Genomic DNA, 17,529 nt, shown 5'->3' with positions numbered 1-17,529 from the left:
GGCGCCGCCGCGGGGCCGCTACCAGCCCCGTTCGCGCCATTCGTCGAGGTGCGGGCGCTCGTCGCCGAGCGTGGTGTCGTTGCCGTGGCCGGGGTAGACCCAGGTCTCGTCCGGGAGGCGGTCGAAGAGCTTGGCCTTGACCCCCTCGAAGAGGCTCGTGAAGTGGTCCGGGTTGCTGTGGGTGTTGCCCACGCCGCCCGGGAAGAGGCAGTCCCCGGTGAAGATGTGCGGGTGTCCGTGGGGGTCGTCGTAGATCAGGACGATGCTGCCCGGTGTGTGACCGACCAGGTGCCGCGCGGTGAGCTCGACCCGGCCGACCTGGATCCGGTCGCCGTCCTCGACGGGCACGTCGGTGGGGACGGGGATCCCCTCGGCGTCGTGGCGGCCCGCGTAGGTGCGTGCGCCGGTCCCGTCGACCACGGCCTGCAGCGCCTGCCAGTGGTCGGCGTGCCGGTGCGTGGTGACGACGGACGCGAGACCGTCGTTGCCGGCGACCTCCAGGAGCGTGTGCGCGTCGTTGGCCGCGTCGACGAGCAACTGTTCGTCGGTGGCGCGGCAGCGCAGCACATACGCGTTGTTGTTCATGGGGCCGACCGCGACCTTGGTGATGATGAGGTCCTTGAGTTCGTGCACGTCGGGCGCGCCCCCGACCGTGACCTCGCCGCTGTACGTCATGACGTCAGCCTAGTGGCGGCAGCACCGGCAGCGGCACGTCCGGGTGGGCGGTCAGGTCCTCGCCGCCGGAGCGGCCGCTGACCCAGGCGAGCAGCGCGTGCCGGGGCCCGCCGACGGTGAGTTCGGGCTCGTCGGCCGCGCCGATCACCCACTTCTCGCCGCTGCCGGTGTCGTGGATGCGGACGGCGGCGACGCCCTCGTGGCCCGACAGGTCGTCGATGATGGCGCCGAGCTCCCGGGTCGCGAAGTCCTCGGGGAGGTGCGCGCAGGTGTACTCCAGGCCGAGGTCGACGTGGTGGAAGTAGATCTCCATGAGCCGCAGGTACGGGATCTCCGCCGCCGCGATCACCCGGCCGGAGCGCATGGCGACCTGCGCGGCCCAGTTCCGCGGCGGGAGCTCCTCGATGGCCAGGGCCAGCCGGTCCGCGGAGACGCGCAGGTCGTCGAGGTGCTCGGCGAGGGGGCGGCCCGCGCCCTCCTCGATGTCCTTGTCCCGGCGGTCGCCGCTCTCGTACTGCGGGGTCTCCTCGCCCGTGCGGGCCCAGACCATCAGGTTGACCAGGGAGTCGGCGTTGCGCGCCAGATGGGCCAGCACGTGGCCGCGGGACCAGCCCGGCAGCCGCGACGGCTCGGCGACGGACGAGGGGGACATGGCGGCGACGGTCTCGATCAGTCGTTCGGTGGCTTCGCGGAGTTCGGCCGCATCGTGGTCGGGGTCGGGTCGTTGGACAGACACGGGGCCTCCTGGGCGGACCTGATCGACGTCTCCGGAGAGACGCTAGCGCGGGACACTCGTTCGGGTGAAGCTGCCGCACCGATGCCGGAAATCGAATGTGCGTGCTATAGGCTCGCTCTCGTCATAACCGGAAGAAAACTCGTCGGCGCCCCGTTTAGGCTGTCTGGGGGTGCTGTCCCCTTGTCTGTCTTTTGAAAGGTGCGCACTGGCGTGGCCGATCGTCTCACCGTCCGTGGCGCTCGCGAGCACAATCTGAAGAACGTCTCGCTCGACCTGCCACGGGACTCGCTCATCGTGTTCACCGGCCTCTCGGGGTCGGGCAAGTCCTCCCTCGCGTTCGACACGATCTTCGCCGAGGGCCAGCGACGCTACGTGGAGTCGCTCTCCTCGTACGCACGGCAGTTCCTGGGCCAGATGGACAAGCCGGACGTCGACTTCATCGAGGGCCTGTCGCCCGCGGTCTCGATCGACCAGAAGTCCACTTCGCGCAACCCGCGCTCGACGGTCGGCACGATCACCGAGGTCTACGACTACCTCCGCCTGCTCTTCGCCCGCATCGGCAAGCCGCACTGCCCCGAGTGCGGCCGGCCCATCTCCCGGCAGTCGCCCCAGGCGATCGTGGACCGGGTGCTGGAGCTGGAGGAGGGCTCTCGCTTCCAGGTGCTCTCGCCGCTGGTGCGCGAGCGCAAGGGCGAGTTCGTCGACCTCTTCTCCGACCTGCAGACCAAGGGCTACAGCCGGGCCCGGGTGGACGGCGCGACCGTCCAGCTGACCGATCCGCCGAAGCTGAAGAAGCAGGAGAAGCACACCATCGAGGTGGTCGTCGACCGCCTCACCGTCAAGGGGAGCGCCAAGCGCCGGCTGACGGACTCGATCGAGACCGCCCTGGGCCTCTCCGGCGGCATGGTGATCCTGGACTTCGTCGACCTCCCCGAGGACGACCCGCAGCGCGAGCGGATGTTCTCCGAGCACCTCTACTGCCCGTACGACGATCTGTCCTTCGAGGAGCTGGAGCCCCGTTCCTTCTCCTTCAACTCGCCCTTCGGCGCCTGCCCGGAGTGCACCGGCATCGGCACCCGCATGGAGGTCGACCCGGAGCTGATCATCCCCGACGAGGACAAGTCCCTCGACGAGGGCGCCATCGCCCCGTGGTCGCTCGGTCACACCCGGGACTACTTCCAGCGCCTGATCGGCGCGCTCGCCGACGAACTGGGCTTCCGCACCGACATCCCCTGGGCGGGGCTGCCGCAGCGCGCGAAGAAGGCCCTGCTCAACGGCCACAAGACGCAGATCGCGGTGCGCTACCGCAACCGCTACGGGCGCGAGCGCTCGTACACCACCTCCTTCGAGGGCGCGATCCCCTTCGTCCGGCGCCGGCACGCGGAGTCCGAGAGCGACTCCAGCCGCGAGCGCTTCGAGGGGTACATGCGCGAGGTGCCCTGCCCCACCTGTGAGGGCACCCGCCTCAAGCCGATCGTGCTGGCGGTCACCGTCCAGGGGAAGTCCATCGCCGAGGTCGCCGCGATGTCCATCAGCGACTGCGCGGAGTTCCTGCGCGGCATGAAGCTGAGCGCACGCGAGAAGACCATCGCCGAGCGGGTGCTCAAGGAGGTCAACGAGCGGCTGCGCTTCCTGGTGGACGTCGGTCTGGACTATCTGTCGCTCAACCGCGCGGCCGGCACGCTCTCCGGCGGCGAGGCCCAGCGCATCCGGCTGGCCACGCAGATCGGCTCGGGCCTGGTGGGCGTGCTCTACGTGCTGGACGAGCCGTCGATCGGTCTCCACCAGCGGGACAACCACCGGCTCATCGAGACCCTGGTGCGGCTGCGCGACCTCGGCAACACCCTGATCGTGGTGGAGCACGACGAGGACACCATCAAGACCTCCGACTGGGTGGTGGACATCGGCCCGGGCGCGGGCGAGCACGGCGGCAAGGTGGTGCACAGCGGTTCGCTCAAGGAACTGCTGCGCAACAAGGAGTCGCTGACCGGCCAGTATCTCGCGGGCAAGCGGCAGATCCCGATCCCGGAGACGCGCCGCCCGGTCGACGGGGAGCGCCGGCTGACCGTGCACGGCGCCCGGGAGAACAACCTGCGGGACATCGACGTGTCCTTCCCGCTGGGCGTCTTCTCGGCGGTCACCGGGGTCTCCGGCTCCGGAAAGTCCACCCTGGTCAACGACATCCTCTACACGCACCTGGCCCGTGAGCTGAACGGCGCCCGGGGCGTCCCCGGCCGGCACACCCGGGTCGACGGGGACGATCAGGTCGACAAGGTGGTGCACGTCGACCAGTCGCCGATCGGCCGCACCCCGCGGTCCAACCCGGCCACGTACACGGGTGTCTTCGACCACGTCCGCAGGCTCTTCGCGGAGACCATGGAGGCGAAGGTGCGCGGCTATCTGCCGGGCCGCTTCTCCTTCAACGTCAAGGGCGGCCGCTGCGAGAACTGCTCCGGCGACGGCACCATCAAGATCGAGATGAACTTCCTGCCGGACGTCTATGTGCCGTGCGAGGTCTGCCACGGCGCCCGGTACAACCGGGAGACCCTGGAGGTCCACTACAAGGGCAAGTCCATCGCCGAGGTCCTGGACATGCCGATCTCCGAGGCACTGGACTTCTTCGAGGCCGTTCCGACGATCGCCCGGCACCTACGCACCCTCACCGAGGTCGGGCTGGGCTACGTGCGGCTGGGCCAGTCCGCCACGACCCTGTCCGGTGGTGAGGCGCAGCGTGTGAAGCTCGCCTCCGAGCTGCAGAAGCGGTCCACCGGCCGCACGGTGTACGTGCTGGACGAGCCCACCACGGGTCTGCACTTCGAGGACATCAGCAAGCTGATCAAGGTGCTCTCCGGGCTGGTCGAGAAGGGCAACACCGTGATCGTCATCGAGCACAACCTCGATGTGATCAAGACGGCCGACTGGGTCATCGACATGGGTCCCGAGGGCGGCAGCGGCGGCGGTCTGGTGATCGCCGAGGGCACCCCCGAGCAGGTCGCGGGGGTGGGCGCCAGCCACACCGGCAAGTTCCTCAGGGACATCCTGGGTGCCGAGAGGATCTCCGACGCCCCGCCGGCCCCGGCCAAGAAGCGGGCCGCCCCGCGGAAGCGGGCCGCGGCGAAGGCCTGACAGCAGGCTCAGAGTTTCGGCACGTAAGGTGCAGCTTTCAAGCTCTTTCTCCTTACGTGCCGAAGCGGAGTCCCCGATGGCTGACACCACCGCCCTGCCCCCCTGCCGCCGTACCGTCCTGAAGGGGGCGGCCCTCGCCGGAGTCGCCGGGGTCGGCCTCACCGCCTGCGGGGGTCCCGGCACGGCGGTCTCCGACGGCCCGATCGAGCTCGGTGCGGCCAGCGAGGTCCCGGTCGGCGGCGCCAAGCTCTACCGCGAGGCCCGGATCGTCGTCGCGCAGCCCACGCAGGGCACCTACCAGGCCTTCAGCGCCGTGTGCACCCACCAGGGCTGCACCTGCGACAAGGTGGAGGGCACCGCGCTGTCCTGCCCCTGCCACGGAAGTGTCTTCGACGCCGCCACCGGCGCCGTCCGCACCGGCCCCGCGACCAAGCCGCTGACCAAGGTCGACGTCCAGGTCCAGGGCGGAAAGCTCGTCGCCGTGACCGGTGCCTGAGACGACGGGAATGTCACCGTCAATCAGTAGGGTGGGGGCATGGCCGATCCCTCCAGCTACCGCCCCAAGCCGGGACAGATTCCGGACTCTCCCGGGGTGTACAAGTTCCGGGACCAGCACGGCCGGGTGATCTACGTCGGGAAGGCGAAGAGCCTGCGCCAGCGGCTCTCCTCGTACTTCCAGGACCTCGCGAACCTGCACCAGCGCACCCGCACGATGGTCACCACCGCCGCCTCCGTGGAATGGACGGTGGTGACCACCGAGGTCGAGGCGCTGCAGCTGGAGTACTCCTGGATCAAGGAGTTCGACCCGCGCTTCAACGTGAAGTACCGGGACGACAAGAGCTACCCCTCGCTCGCCGTCACCATGAACGAGGAGTTCCCCCGCGTCCAGGTGATGCGCGGCCCCAAGCGCAAGGGCGTGCGCTACTTCGGCCCCTACGCGCACGCCTGGGCGATCCGCGAGACCGTCGACCTGCTGCTGCGGGTCTTCCCCGTGCGCACCTGTTCCGCCGGGGTGTTCAAGCGCTCCGCGCAGATCGGCCGGCCCTGCCTGCTGGGCTACATCGGCAAGTGCTCGGCACCCTGCGTCGGCCGGGTCAGCGCCGAGGAGCACCGCGAACTGGCCGAGGAGTTCTGCGACTTCATGGCCGGCCGCACCGGTACCTACCTGCGCCGCCTGGAGCAGCAGATGAGGGACGCGGCCGCGGCGATGGAGTACGAGAAGGCCGCCCGGCTGCGCGACGACATCGAGGCGCTCAAGCGCGCCATGGAGAAGAACGCGGTCGTCCTCGCGGATGCCACCGATGCCGATCTGATCGCCGTCGCCGAGGACGAGTTGGAGGCCGCCGTCCAGATCTTCCACGTCCGCGACGGCCGGGTGCGCGGTCAGCGCGGCTGGGTCACCGACCGGGTCGAGGAGGTCGGCACCGCCGAGCTCGTCGAGCACGCCCTGCAGCAGCTCTACGGCGAGGAGCGCGGCGAGGGGGTGCCCAAGGAGGTGCTGGTGCCCGCGCTGCCCGACCCGTGCGAGCCGGTGCAGCAGTGGCTCACCGAGCGCCGCGGCTCCCAGGTGAGCCTGCGGATACCGCAGCGCGGCGACAAGAAGGACCTCATGGCCACCGTGCAGCGCAACGCCCAGCAGGCGCTGGTGCTGCACAAGACCCGGCGCGCCTCCGACCTCACCACGCGCTCCCGCGCGCTGGAGGAGATCGCCGAGGCGCTGGACCTGGACTCGGCACCGCTGCGCATCGAGTGCTTCGACATCTCCCACCTCCAGGGCGACGATGTCGTCGCCTCGATGGTGGTCTTCGAGGACGGGCTGGCGCGCAAGAGCGAGTACCGCCGCTTCCAGATCAAGAGCTTCGCCGGCCAGGACGACGTCCGGTCGATGCACGAGGTGGTCTCCCGGCGCTTCCGCCGCTATCTGCTGGAGAAGCAGAAGACCGGCGAATGGGTTGACGGCGAGGGCGACGGCGAGGGCGTGGGCGTCGGCCCGGGGAGCGGCGGCGAGGTCGCCGGCGGACCCATCGACCCGGACACGGGCAGGCCGCGCAGGTTCGCCTACCCGCCGCAGTTGGTCGTCGTCGACGGCGGGCAGCCGCAGGTCGCCGCCGCCCAGCGGGCCCTGCAGGAGCTCGGCGTGGAGGACGTGGCCGTGTGCGGCCTGGCCAAGCGCCTGGAGGAGGTCTGGCTTCCCGGCGAGGACGACCCGGTCATCCTGCCGCGCACCAGCGAGGGCCTGTACCTGCTGCAGCGGGTGCGTGACGAGGCCCACCGCTTCGCCATCGCCTACCAGCGCAACAAGCGTTCCAAGTCGATGCGGGCCGGCGCCCTGGACTCGGTGCCGGGCCTCGGCGAGAGCCGCCGCCAGGCGCTGCTGAAGCACTTCGGCTCGCTCAAGCGGCTGCGGGCGGCCACGGTCGAGCAGATCTGCGAGGTCCCCGGCGTCGGCCGGCGCACGGCCGAGTCCGTGCTCGCCGCGCTGGCCGGCGCCGCCCCTGCCGGACCGGCGGTGAACACCGCCACAGGAGAGATCATTGAGGACGAGGGGACGACCGGTCCGGTGACCGTCCCCACGGAACGGGGAAACAGCTCATGAACGCGAACGACGGAGGCGGAGCACAGGTGACGACCGGAGGAGCGGGCGAGGCTGCCGAGGCCATCCCCGAACTCGTGATCATCTCGGGCATGTCGGGTGCCGGCCGCAGCCATGCGGCCAAATGCCTGGAGGACCTCGGCTGGTTCGTCGTGGACAACCTGCCGCCGGCCCTCATCCCCACCATGGTCGACCTCGGCGCCCGCTCCCAGGGCAACGTGGCACGGATCGCGGTGGTCGTGGACGTCCGCGGCCGGCGCTTCTTCGACAACCTCCGCGAGTCCCTGGCGGACCTGGACTCCAAGGGGGTCAAGCGCCGGGTGCTCTTCCTCGAGGCGTCCGACGAGACGCTGGTGCGCCGCTTCGAGTCGGTGCGCCGCCCGCACCCGCTGCAGGGCGACGGCCGGATCGTCGACGGCATCGCCAAGGAGCGGGAGCTGCTGAGCGAGCTGCGCGGCGACGCCGACCTGGTGATCGACACCTCCAGCCTCAACGTCCACGAGCTGCGGGCCAAGATGGACGCCCAGTTCGCCGGCGAGGAGGAGCCGGAGCTGCGGGCCACCGTCATGTCCTTCGGCTTCAAGTACGGCCTCCCCGTCGACGCCGACCTGGTCGCGGACTGCCGCTTCCTGCCCAACCCGCACTGGGTGCCGGAGCTGCGGCCGTACACCGGTCTCAACGACGAGGTCGCCACCTATGTGTTCAACCAGCCCGGCGCCAAGGAGTTCCTCGACCGCTACGCCGAGCTGCTGCACATCGTCAACGCCGGCTACCGCCGCGAGGGCAAGCGCTACGTGACCATCGCGGTCGGCTGCACCGGTGGCAAGCACCGGAGCGTCGCCATGTCCGAACGCCTGGCCGCGCGGCTGTCCGCCGACGGAGTGGAGACGGTGGTCGTCCACCGGGACATGGGGCGCGAGTGATCAGGACGACTCGGCGCTTGCGCCGGTCGGCAGGGCGCAGTGGGGTCACCCCCAAAGTCGTGGCACTGGGAGGCGGGCACGGACTGTCCGCCTCCCTCTCCGCCCTGCGCCGCATCACCCAGGATCTGACGGCCGTGGTCACGGTCGCCGACGACGGCGGCTCCAGCGGCCGTCTGCGGCAGGAGATGGGGGTGCTGCCGCCCGGCGACCTGCGCAAGGCGCTGGCCGCGCTGTGCGGCGACGACGAGTGGGGCCGCACCTGGTCGCAGGTCGTCCAGCACCGCTTCGTCAGCGAGGGTGAACTGCACGGCCACGCCGTGGGGAACCTGCTGATCGTCGCGCTGTGGGAACAACTCGGCGACCCCGTGGCCGCCCTGGAGTGGGTGGGCCGGCTGCTCGGCGCCCACGGCAGGGTGCTGCCCATGTCGGCGGTGCCGCTTGAGCTCACCGCCACGGTCCGCGGCCACGACCCGGAGGTGCCGGACGAGGTCACGACCGTGCACGGCCAGGCCACCGTCGCCCTCACCCCCGGTGAGGTGCAGGAGGTGCAACTGGTGCCGCACGACCCGCCGGCCGTCCCCGAGGCGGTGCAGTCCGTGCTCGACGCGGACTGGGTGGTGCTCGGCCCCGGTTCCTGGTTCTCCTCCGTGATGCCCCACCTGCTGGTGCCCGATCTGGTGTCCGCGCTCATGGAGACCAGGGCCCGCAAGGTGCTCGCGCTCAACCTCGCGCCGCAACCGGGTGAGACCGAGGGCTTTTCTCCGCAGCGTCACTTGGAGGTTTTGGCCCGACACGCCCCTAAACTCACCATCGACGTAGTGCTGGCCGACGAGGCCGCCGTACTCGACCGCGACAGCCTCATACAGGCAGCCGAGCGTTTGTCGGGCACGGTGGAACTGGCCCGGGTCGCCGCCCCCGACGGGCCGCGGCACGATCCGGAACTGCTGGCCGCCGCGTTCGACCGGATTTTTCGTATGCATGGAAGGATCGGCCCATGGCGATGACGGCAGCGGTGAAGGACGAGATCTCCCGGCTCCCCGTCACCCGGACCTGCTGCCGCAAGGCGGAGGTCTCGGCGATCCTGAGGTTCGCGGGCGGACTGCACCTGGTCAGCGGACGCATCGTGATCGAGGCGGAGCTGGACACCGGAATCGCCGCGCGCAGACTGCGCAAGGACATCCTGGAGATCTTCGGGCACTCCTCCGACCTGGTGGTCATGGCGCCCGGCGGGCTGCGCCGCGGCAGCCGGTACGTCGTGCGGGTGGTCGCCGGCGGTGACCAGCTGGCCCGGCAGACGGGTCTGGTGGACGGCAGGGGCCGCCCCATCCGCGGCCTGCCCCCGCAGGTCGTGTCCGGGGCCACCTGCGACGCCGAGGCCGCCTGGCGCGGTGCGTTCCTGGCCCACGGCTCGCTGACCGAACCGGGCCGTTCCTCGTCCCTGGAGGTCACCTGCCCCGGCCCCGAGGCGGCCCTCGCCCTGGTCGGTGCCGCCCGCCGGCTGCAGATCGCGGCCAAGGCGCGCGAGGTGCGCAACGTCGACCGCGTGGTCGTCCGTGACGGTGATGCCATCGGCGCGCTGTTGACGCGGCTCGGCGCGCACGAGTCGGTGCTGGCGTGGGAGGAGCGGCGGATGCGGCGCGAGGTGCGCGCCACCGCCAACCGGCTCGCCAACTTCGACGACGCCAACCTGCGCCGCTCGGCCCGCGCCGCGGTCGCGGCGGGCGCGCGTGTGCAGCGGGCGCTGGAGATCCTCGGCGACGACGTGCCCGAGCACCTCGCGGCGGCCGGCCGGCTGCGCATGGACCACAAGCAGGCCTCGCTGGAGGAGCTGGGCTCGCTCGCCGAACCGCCGCTCACCAAGGACGCGGTGGCGGGCCGGATCCGCCGTCTGCTGGCGATGGCCGACAAGCGCGCCTCAGACCTCGGCGTCCCGGGCACCGAGTCCAACCTGACCGAGGAGATGGTGGGCTGAGTCCGGCGCGGCCCGCCCGCCCCGTCCGGTTACCGGTCCGTACGGCGGGCACCCGTGGCGCCGATGTCACCGCCAGGTGCCCGGGGAGGTAGGGTCGTCCTTGGTCGGGGACATCCCAATACGTCGCAGCCGGAGCGAAATGGCCTCCGGCACACCAGCGAGGAGATCGGTTCGTGACGATCCGCGTAGGCATCAACGGCTTTGGTCGCATCGGTCGAAACTTCTTCCGTGCCGCTCTGGAGCAGGGTGCGGACATCGAGATCGTGGCTGTCAACGACCTGGGTGACACGGCCACCACCGCGCACCTGCTCAAGTACGACACGATCCTCGGCCGCCTCAAGGCCGAGGTGTCCCACACGGCGGACTCCATCACCGTCGACGGCCACACCATCAAGGTGCTGTCCGAGCGCAACCCCGCCGACATCCCGTGGGGCGAGCTCGGCGTCGACATCGTGATCGAGTCCACCGGCATCTTCACCAAGGCCGCCGACGCCAAGAAGCACCTCGAGGGCGGCGCCAAGAAGGTCATCATCTCGGCGCCGGCCTCCGACGAGGACATCACCATCGTGATGGGCGTCAACAACGAGAAGTACGACCCGGCGAAGCACAACATCATCTCCAACGCGTCCTGCACGACCAACTGTGTGGCGCCGATGGCCAAGGTCCTCGACGAGAACTTCGGCATCGTCAAGGGTCTGATGACGACCGTGCACGCGTACACCAACGACCAGCGCATCCTTGACTTCCCGCACAAGGACCTGCGTCGCGCCCGCGCCGCCGCCGAGAACATCATCCCTACCTCGACGGGCGCCGCGAAGGCCACCGCCCTGGTCCTGCCGCAGCTCAAGGGCAAGCTCGACGGCATCGCGATGCGCGTCCCGGTCCCGACCGGCTCCGTGACCGACCTGGTCATCGAGCTGGAGCGCGAGGTCACCAAGGACGAGGTCAACGCCGCCTTCCAGAAGGCCGCCGAGGGCCAGCTCAAGGGCATCCTGGAGTACACCGAGGACCCGATCGTCTCCTCGGACATCGTCAACTGGCCGGCCTCCTGCACCTTCGACTCCTCGCTGACCATGGCGCAGGGCAAGCAGGTCAAGGTCATCGGCTGGTACGACAACGAGTGGGGCTACTCGAACCGTCTCGTCGACCTGACCGTGTTCGTCGGCGAGCAGCTCTGACACCCGCTCGACCTCCCGTCATGCGATGAGGACAGGGTCCGAACGACGTGCCGTCGTCCGGACCCTGTCCCATGAGGTGGCGGTCCGAGCGATTCGACCCAGTCAGGACCAAGGCAGGGGAGCCTTCACCATGAAGACGATCGACGAACTCGTCGACGAGGGGGTCGGCGGCAAACGCGTGTTCGTGCGCGCCGACCTCAACGTGCCGCTGTCCGGCACCACCATCACCGACGACGGCCGCATCCGCGCCGTCGTGCCGACCATCGCCAAGCTGGCCGAGGCCGGCGCCAAGGTGATCGTCGCCTCCCACCTGGGCCGTCCCAAGGGCGCGCCCGACCCGCAGTTCTCGCTCGCCCCCGTCGCGGCGCGCCTGGGCGAACTCCTCGGCACGCAGGTGGCCTTCGCGACCGACACGGTCGGCGAGAGCGCCCGCGCGACGGTGGACTCCCTCACCGACGGCTCGGTGGCGCTGCTGGAGAACCTGCGCTTCAACCCGGGCGAGACCAGCAAGGACGACGCCGAGCGCGGCGCCTTCGCCGGGCAGCTGGCCGGGCTGGCGGAGCTGTACGTCGGCGACGGCTTCGGCGCGGTGCACCGCAAGCACGCCTCCGTCTACGACCTCCCGGCCCGGCTGCCGCACGCCGCGGGCCTGTTGATCGCCACCGAGGTCGCGGTGCTGAGGAAGCTCACCGACGAGGTGTCCCGTCCGTACGCGGTGGTGCTGGGCGGCGCCAAGGTCTCCGACAAGCTGGGGGTCATCGACCACCTGCTGGAGCGCGCCGACCGGATCCTGATCGGCGGCGGCATGGTCTACACCTTCCTCAAGGCCCAGGGCCACGAGGTGGGCAACAGCCTGCTGCAGGAGGACCAGGTCCCCGCTGTCACCGAGTACCTGGAGCGCGCGAAGGCCAAGGGCGTGGAGTTCGTGCTGCCCGTGGACGTCGTCGCGGCCCCGTCCTTCCCGGACCTGAAGAACCCGGTCGACACCAACCCGGCGGTCGTCGGCGTCGACGCCATCCCCGCCGACCTGCAGGGCCTGGACATCGGTCCGGAGTCCCGCAAACTCTTCGCCTCGAAGCTCGCCGACGCGGCCACCGTCTTCTGGAACGGCCCGATGGGCGTCTTCGAGCACCCCGACTACGCCGAGGGCACCCGCGCCATCGCCCAGGCGCTGATCGACAGCCCGGCGTTCACCGTGGTCGGAGGCGGCGACTCTGCCGCGGCCGTCCGCATCCTGGGCTTCGACGAGAACGCATTCGGCCACATCTCGACCGGTGGCGGCGCCAGCCTCGAATACCTCGAGGGCAAGACGCTCCCCGGCCTCGCCGCACTGGAGGACTGACCCGATGACCACGCGCACGCCGATCATGGCGGGCAACTGGAAGATGAACCTCAACCACCTCGAGGCCATCGCCCACGTCCAGAAGCTCGCCTTCGCGCTCAACGACAAGGACTTCGACGCCGTCGAGGCCGTCGTGGTGCCGCCCTTCACCGACCTCCGGGGTGTGCAGACCCTGATCGAGGCCGACAAGCTGAAGATCAAGTACGGCGCCCAGGACCTGTCGGCGCACGACTCCGGTGCCTACACCGGCGAGATCTCCGGCTCGATGCTGGCCAAGCTGAAGTGCTCTTACGTGGTCATCGGCCACTCCGAGCGCCGCCAGTACCACCACGAGACCGACGAGCAGGTGAACGCCAAGGTCAAGGCGGCGTTCCGGCACGACCTGACGCCGATCGTCTGCGTCGGCGAGGGCCTGGACGTCCGCAAGGCCGGCGAGCAGGTGGCCTTCACCCTCGCCCAGGTCGACGGCGCCCTCAAGGACATTCCGGCCGAGCAGGCCGAGACGCTGGTCGTCGCCTATGAGCCGGTGTGGGCCATCGGCACCGGCGAGGTCGCCACCCCCGAGGACGCCCAGGAGGTCTGCGGGGCGATCCGCGGCCGGCTGGCCGAGCTGTACGGCCAGGAGGTGGCCGACGCGATCCGCATCCAGTACGGCGGCTCGGTCAAGGCCGGCAACATCGCGGCGATCATGGCGCAGCCCGATGTGGACGGCGCCCTGGTCGGCGGTGCCGCGCTGGACTCCGAGGAGTTCGTCAAGATCATCCGCTTCCGCGACCAGTAAGTCTGCGGCAGTAGGCTGTCGGGCCCTGCCCGAAGTACTCTGTCGGGGGTCGGAGCGCTGCGCGGCAGCGGCCCGGCCCCCGCGTCGTCCTAGGTCACCGAGAGAGTTGGTCCAGCTGTGGTCATCGGGTTCTCCATCGCCCTCATCATCTTCAGCCTGCTGCTGTTGCTGCTCGTGCTGATGCACAAGGGCAAGGGCGGCGGCCTGTCCGACATGTTCGGTGGCGGCATGCAGTCGTCCGTCGGCGGTTCCTCGGTGGCCGAGCGCAACCTCGACCGGATCACGGTTGTCATCGGTCTGCTGTGGTTTGCCTGCATTGTCGCTCTCGGGCTTCTGCTGAAGTTCCAGAAGTGACCGAGTCCCCGGCTTCCGGGGAGAACTGACGCCTCGTCGTTGGCGCGACTTATCATGGGAGGGCCCCATGGGATACGGTGCCCTTTCCCCGCAGGCGCGGGGTGAACCGGTCTCCGCAAACTGGGCGACCTCGCAGCACCATCACGCAGGGAGTTACGACCGTGGCAAGTGGCAACGCGATCCGTGGTAGTCGGGTCGGGGCGGGGCCGATGGGAGAGGCCGAGCGGGGCGAGTCCGCGCCGCGTCTCCGCATCTCCTTCTGGTGCTCCAACGGGCACGAGACCCGGCCGAGTTTCGCGAGCGACGCGCAGATCCCCGAACACTGGGACTGCCCGCGCTGCGGCTTCCCGGCGGGACAGGACGAGGAGAACCCGCCTGCGCCGCCGCGCACCGAGCCGTACAAGACGCACCTGGCGTACGTGCGGGAGCGGCGCAGCGCGGCCGACGGCGAGGCGATCCTCGCCGAGGCGCTGGCCAAGCTGCGCGGCGAGATCTGAGCCGTACCGGCTGATGCTCCACGGGCCCGACCCGCAAGGAAGACCCTTCTTTCGCGGACCGGGCCCGTCGCGTCCCTTCACTGCGTAACCGGAACGTATACTCCGTGTCGTGTCTCTGGTGATCGGCATCGATGCGGGCGGAACCCGGACGCGCGCCTACCTGGCCGAGGCGGCGCCCGACGGCGTGGTGCTCGGCGAGGGTGAGGGCGGTCCCGGCAACGCGATGACCGTCGAACGCGTGGCGCTGACGCAGCACCTCGCGGACGCCATCCGCGGCGCGGTCCCGGAGGACCGCAGGGGCGAGGTCGCGACCGTCGTGGGCGGCTTCGCCGGCGCGGCGCTCGGCACCGGCCCCGAGACGGGGCACGAACTGGCCACCTCCTGTCTGCGGGCGGCGCTCGACAGCCATGGCGTCGGCGCGCCCGAGGTGACGGTCTGCGGCGACATCGAGGTCGCCTTCGCCTCCGCGCCGGGCACGCCCGCGGACGGACTGGCGCTGGTCGCCGGTACCGGAGCCGTGGCAGCGCGGATCGAGAAGCGCAACCAGACCCTCGTCGCGGACGGCAACGGCTGGCTGGTCGGTGACGAGGGCAGCGGCTTCTGGCTGGGCCGCGAGGTCATGCGGGCCGCTCTGCGCGCGCTGGACGGGCGCGGACCGTGGACGATCCTGGTCGAGGCCGTGCTCTCCCACTACATGGGCTCCCCCGGGGGTCCGTACCTCGCGCAGGAACGGCCCGGCGGCCATGAGTGCCACGTGCTGCGCAACCGTCTGGTGCCGCTGGTGTACGCCGAACCCCCGGTCAGGCTGGCCAGGTTGAGTCCGCTCGCCGTCGCCGCCGACCGGGACGGCGACGAGGTCGCCGGAGCCCTCCTGGACGACGCCGCCGACGAACTGGCAGCCACTGTCGCCGCGTTGGACCCACGACCGGGTGAACCCCTGGTCGTCACGGGCGGGCTGCTGGGGCCGACGGGACCGCTGCTCGGCCGGATCGTGGCCCGTGCCGAGGAGATGGACCTGGACGTGCTGCCGGTGCGCGACGGCGGCGCGGGCGCGCTGGCGCTGGCCCGGCTGCGGGTGAACGGGGACTGAGCGGGAGCGAACCGGATGGTTCGGACGGTTCGGATGGTTCGGACGGTCCCGACAGGACACCCCCGCTTGGGGATTGACGTGGACTAGACCTCTCGTCCATCGTTTCGGAGGAGCACCCACCGGATCACTGGACTCAGGGGGAATCGGCCATGGCCGACGACGTGACGACCACCGCTGCACGGTTCGCCGACGAGGCGAGGACGGTCATCGACCGCGTGGTCGCCGCCAACAAGGACTCCGTGGCCGCCGCCGCCCGGCTGCTCGCCGACTGCGTCGCCGCGGACGGGATCGTCCAGGCCTTCGGGACGGGCCACTCGCAGGCCACGGCGCTGGAGATCGCCGGACGTGCCGGCGGGCTGATCCCCACCAACCGTATCGGGCTTTCGGACCTGGTGGCCCGTGGCGGCGAGGACCTCTCGGTGCTCTCCGACCCGCTGCTGGAGCGGTCGCCGGGGCTCGGCAAGCGGCTGTACGAGCTGGCCGCCCCGCACCCGCGGGACGTCTTCGTCGTGATCTCCAACTCCGGCGTCAACAACTCGATCGTCGACTTCGCCCTGCACGTGAAGGAGGCGGGGCACCCGCTGATCGCCCTCACCTCGCTGCAGCACACCCGTTCCGTCCCGGCGCTGCACGCCAGCGGCAAGCACCTGGCCGACGTCGCCGACGTCGTGCTGGACAACGGGGCGCCGACGGGTGACGCGCTGCTCCCGCTGCCCGACGGCGGGTCGCTGTGCGGGATCTCCACGATCACCTCGGCCATGCTCGTCCAGATGACCGTCGCCGAGGCCGTCGGCCTGATGACCGCCGAGGGCCACCAGGCACCGGTGTACGTCTCGGCCAACGTCCCCGGCGGCTTCGAGCGCAACCTCGTCCTGGAGCGCCACTACGGGGAGCGGCTGCACCGCGGAGGCTTCTGACCTGGGTGTACGCGGTGTTGTCAGTGGCCCCCGCTACGGTCTGTGACGAAAGTCGAGGACCGGTGAGCGGGGGTTTCCATGAGCGTGGGCATCGCGTACGGCACCGAGCACGCGCCCGCGTGGCGGGGCGGGTTCGGGCGGCTGTGGACGGCGGCCGCGGTCTCGCGGTTCGGTGACGGGCTGCGGGCGGCGGCGCTGCCGCTGCTGGCCGTGGGGCTGACCGACTCCCCGCTGCTCGTCTCGCTCGTCACCGCCGCCGGCTACGTGCCCTGGCTCCTCTTCGGGCTGCTCGGCGGCGCGGTGGCCGACCGGGTCGACCAGCGGCGCGCCATGTGGGCCGTGGACGCCGTACGGGGCGCGCTCACCGCCGCCTTCGCGCTCGCGGTGTGGCTGGACCGGGCGGGCATCGCGCTGCTGCTGGTGCTGGCGTTCGCCCTCACCACGCTGCAGACCCTCTTCGACAACGCCGCGACCTCCCTGCTGCCGGCCGTCGTGCCCTCCCGTGCCCTGGGCCGTGCCAACGCCCGGTTGATGACGGCTCAGACCACGGCCGCGACCTTCCTCGCCGCGCCGCTGGTGCCGGCGCTGTTCGGTCTCACGGCCGCGCTGCCGTTCGGGGTGGACGCCCTCAGCTACGCGGCCGCGGCCCTGCTGGTGGCCTCGCTGCGGCTGCCCGCGCCCGAGCGGGACGCACGGGCCGCCGGCCACACCCTGCGGCGGGACATCGCCGAGGGGATACGCGTGCTGTGGCGGGACCGGGTGCTGCGGGCGCTGTGCACGGCCAACACCGTGGTCAACATGGGGATCGGCGCCCTGGTGGCGACCCTCGTCCTCCAGGTCACCGGCTGGCTCCACGCCGGGCACACGGGATACGCCGTCGTCCTGGTCGCCTACGGAGCGGGCAGCGTGGCCGGGGGAGCGGCCGCCGGGCGGCTCTCGGCGCTGCTGGGCGGCCGCGTCAGGAGCCTCGCGCCGGGCCTCGCCCTCCAGGCCGGGTGCCTGGTCCTGGCCGGCACCGTGCGGTCCCTGGCGGTGACCGCGGCCGCCCTGGCCGTCTTCGGCGCCCTCGGCATGGTGTGGAACGTCAACGAGACCACCCTGATGCAGCAGCGCACGCCCGAGAAGTTGCTGGGCCGGGTGAGCGCGGCCATGCGCACCCTGGGAGTCGCGGGGGCGCCGCTGGGAGCCCTGCTGGGCGGCGCCACGGCGCAGATCCTCGGCCCGAACACCCCGCTGCTGCTCGCGGCCGGTCTGGTGGGCTGCGCGTTGCCGGCTCTTCGTCCGATCGTCACCACGCCCGACGGCGGACGTGAAAGAACGGCGTGCAGGTAATCAACTAGTTTGG

At 70.8% G+C, this 17,529-nt stretch carries 16 protein-coding genes; 14 read left to right on the top strand and 2 right to left on the bottom strand.

Features of this window, described 5'->3' with window-relative positions; translation table 11 throughout:
• Positions 1–18 precede the first annotated feature (18 nt).
• Both PV342_RS18130 and PV342_RS18125 read right to left on the bottom strand, forming a co-directional pair.
• Positions 19–675 (bottom strand): MBL fold metallo-hydrolase, encoded by a 657-nt coding sequence (locus PV342_RS18130; protein ID WP_018557241.1) that lies wholly within the window; start codon positions 673–675, stop codon positions 19–21.
• Positions 676–679: 4 nt separating this feature from the next.
• The gene (locus tag PV342_RS18125) at positions 680–1,411 is read right to left on the bottom strand and encodes a maleylpyruvate isomerase family mycothiol-dependent enzyme (RefSeq protein WP_386989509.1); all 732 of its coding nucleotides are present in this window, start codon (positions 1,409–1,411) and stop codon (positions 680–682) included.
• Between the two features lie 210 nt (positions 1,412–1,621).
• Between PV342_RS18125 and uvrA the strand changes: the two genes are divergently transcribed.
• From uvrA to PV342_RS18055, 14 genes are all read left to right on the top strand, one after another.
• A complete protein-coding gene (uvrA, locus tag PV342_RS18120; RefSeq protein ID WP_329188516.1) occupies positions 1,622–4,537 on the top strand; it encodes an excinuclease ABC subunit UvrA in 2,916 nt (971 codons plus the stop codon).
• 76 nt (positions 4,538–4,613) lie between these two features.
• On the top strand, positions 4,614–5,033 hold the full coding sequence (locus PV342_RS18115) for a Rieske (2Fe-2S) protein (protein WP_361005748.1): 420 nt from the start codon (positions 4,614–4,616) through the stop codon (positions 5,031–5,033).
• A 39-nt stretch (positions 5,034–5,072) separates the two neighbouring features.
• Positions 5,073–7,133, top strand: a complete 2,061-nt coding sequence (gene uvrC / locus PV342_RS18110; protein WP_400803257.1) for an excinuclease ABC subunit UvrC — start codon at positions 5,073–5,075, stop codon at positions 7,131–7,133.
• Complete coding sequence (rapZ, locus tag PV342_RS18105; protein ID WP_018557246.1) at positions 7,130–8,053, top strand: RNase adapter RapZ; 924 nt, start codon at positions 7,130–7,132, stop codon at positions 8,051–8,053. The genes uvrC and rapZ overlap by 4 nt, the downstream gene beginning before the upstream one ends.
• Complete coding sequence (locus tag PV342_RS18100) at positions 8,050–9,057, top strand: gluconeogenesis factor YvcK family protein (RefSeq protein WP_037730950.1); 1,008 nt, start codon at positions 8,050–8,052, stop codon at positions 9,055–9,057. The genes rapZ and PV342_RS18100 overlap by 4 nt, the downstream gene beginning before the upstream one ends.
• The gene (whiA, locus tag PV342_RS18095; protein ID WP_018557248.1) at positions 9,048–10,025 is read left to right on the top strand and encodes a DNA-binding protein WhiA; all 978 of its coding nucleotides are present in this window, start codon (positions 9,048–9,050) and stop codon (positions 10,023–10,025) included. The genes PV342_RS18100 and whiA overlap by 10 nt, the downstream gene beginning before the upstream one ends.
• Before the next feature lie 173 nt (positions 10,026–10,198).
• Positions 10,199–11,203, top strand: a complete 1,005-nt coding sequence (gap, locus tag PV342_RS18090; RefSeq protein ID WP_018557249.1) for a type I glyceraldehyde-3-phosphate dehydrogenase — start codon at positions 10,199–10,201, stop codon at positions 11,201–11,203.
• Between the two features lie 130 nt (positions 11,204–11,333).
• Positions 11,334–12,545, top strand: a complete 1,212-nt coding sequence (locus tag PV342_RS18085; RefSeq protein ID WP_386989521.1) for a phosphoglycerate kinase — start codon at positions 11,334–11,336, stop codon at positions 12,543–12,545.
• A gap of 4 nt (positions 12,546–12,549) precedes the next feature.
• Positions 12,550–13,326: a triose-phosphate isomerase gene (gene tpiA / locus PV342_RS18080; protein ID WP_018557251.1), complete on the top strand. Its 777-nt coding sequence runs from the start codon at positions 12,550–12,552 to the stop codon at positions 13,324–13,326.
• A 117-nt stretch (positions 13,327–13,443) separates the two neighbouring features.
• Positions 13,444–13,680, top strand: a complete 237-nt coding sequence (secG, locus tag PV342_RS18075; RefSeq protein WP_018557252.1) for a preprotein translocase subunit SecG — start codon at positions 13,444–13,446, stop codon at positions 13,678–13,680.
• 161 nt (positions 13,681–13,841) lie between these two features.
• On the top strand, positions 13,842–14,177 hold the full coding sequence (locus PV342_RS18070) for an RNA polymerase-binding protein RbpA (RefSeq protein WP_078619730.1): 336 nt from the start codon (positions 13,842–13,844) through the stop codon (positions 14,175–14,177).
• Positions 14,178–14,286: 109 nt separating this feature from the next.
• Positions 14,287–15,267, top strand: a complete 981-nt coding sequence (locus PV342_RS18065; protein WP_406263814.1) for an N-acetylglucosamine kinase — start codon at positions 14,287–14,289, stop codon at positions 15,265–15,267.
• A gap of 149 nt (positions 15,268–15,416) precedes the next feature.
• Positions 15,417–16,184, top strand: a complete 768-nt coding sequence (locus PV342_RS18060) for a sugar isomerase domain-containing protein (RefSeq protein WP_018557255.1) — start codon at positions 15,417–15,419, stop codon at positions 16,182–16,184.
• A 78-nt stretch (positions 16,185–16,262) separates the two neighbouring features.
• Complete coding sequence (locus tag PV342_RS18055) at positions 16,263–17,516, top strand: MFS transporter (protein WP_500317859.1); 1,254 nt, start codon at positions 16,263–16,265, stop codon at positions 17,514–17,516.
• Positions 17,517–17,529: the final 13 nt, after the last annotated feature.

Origin of the sequence: Streptomyces sp. PA03-3a, from assembly GCF_033792735.1 — a bacterium.
Classification (GTDB): Bacteria; Actinomycetota; Actinomycetes; order Streptomycetales; family Streptomycetaceae; genus Actinacidiphila.
This window is presented reverse-complemented; position numbering and strand designations above follow the sequence as displayed.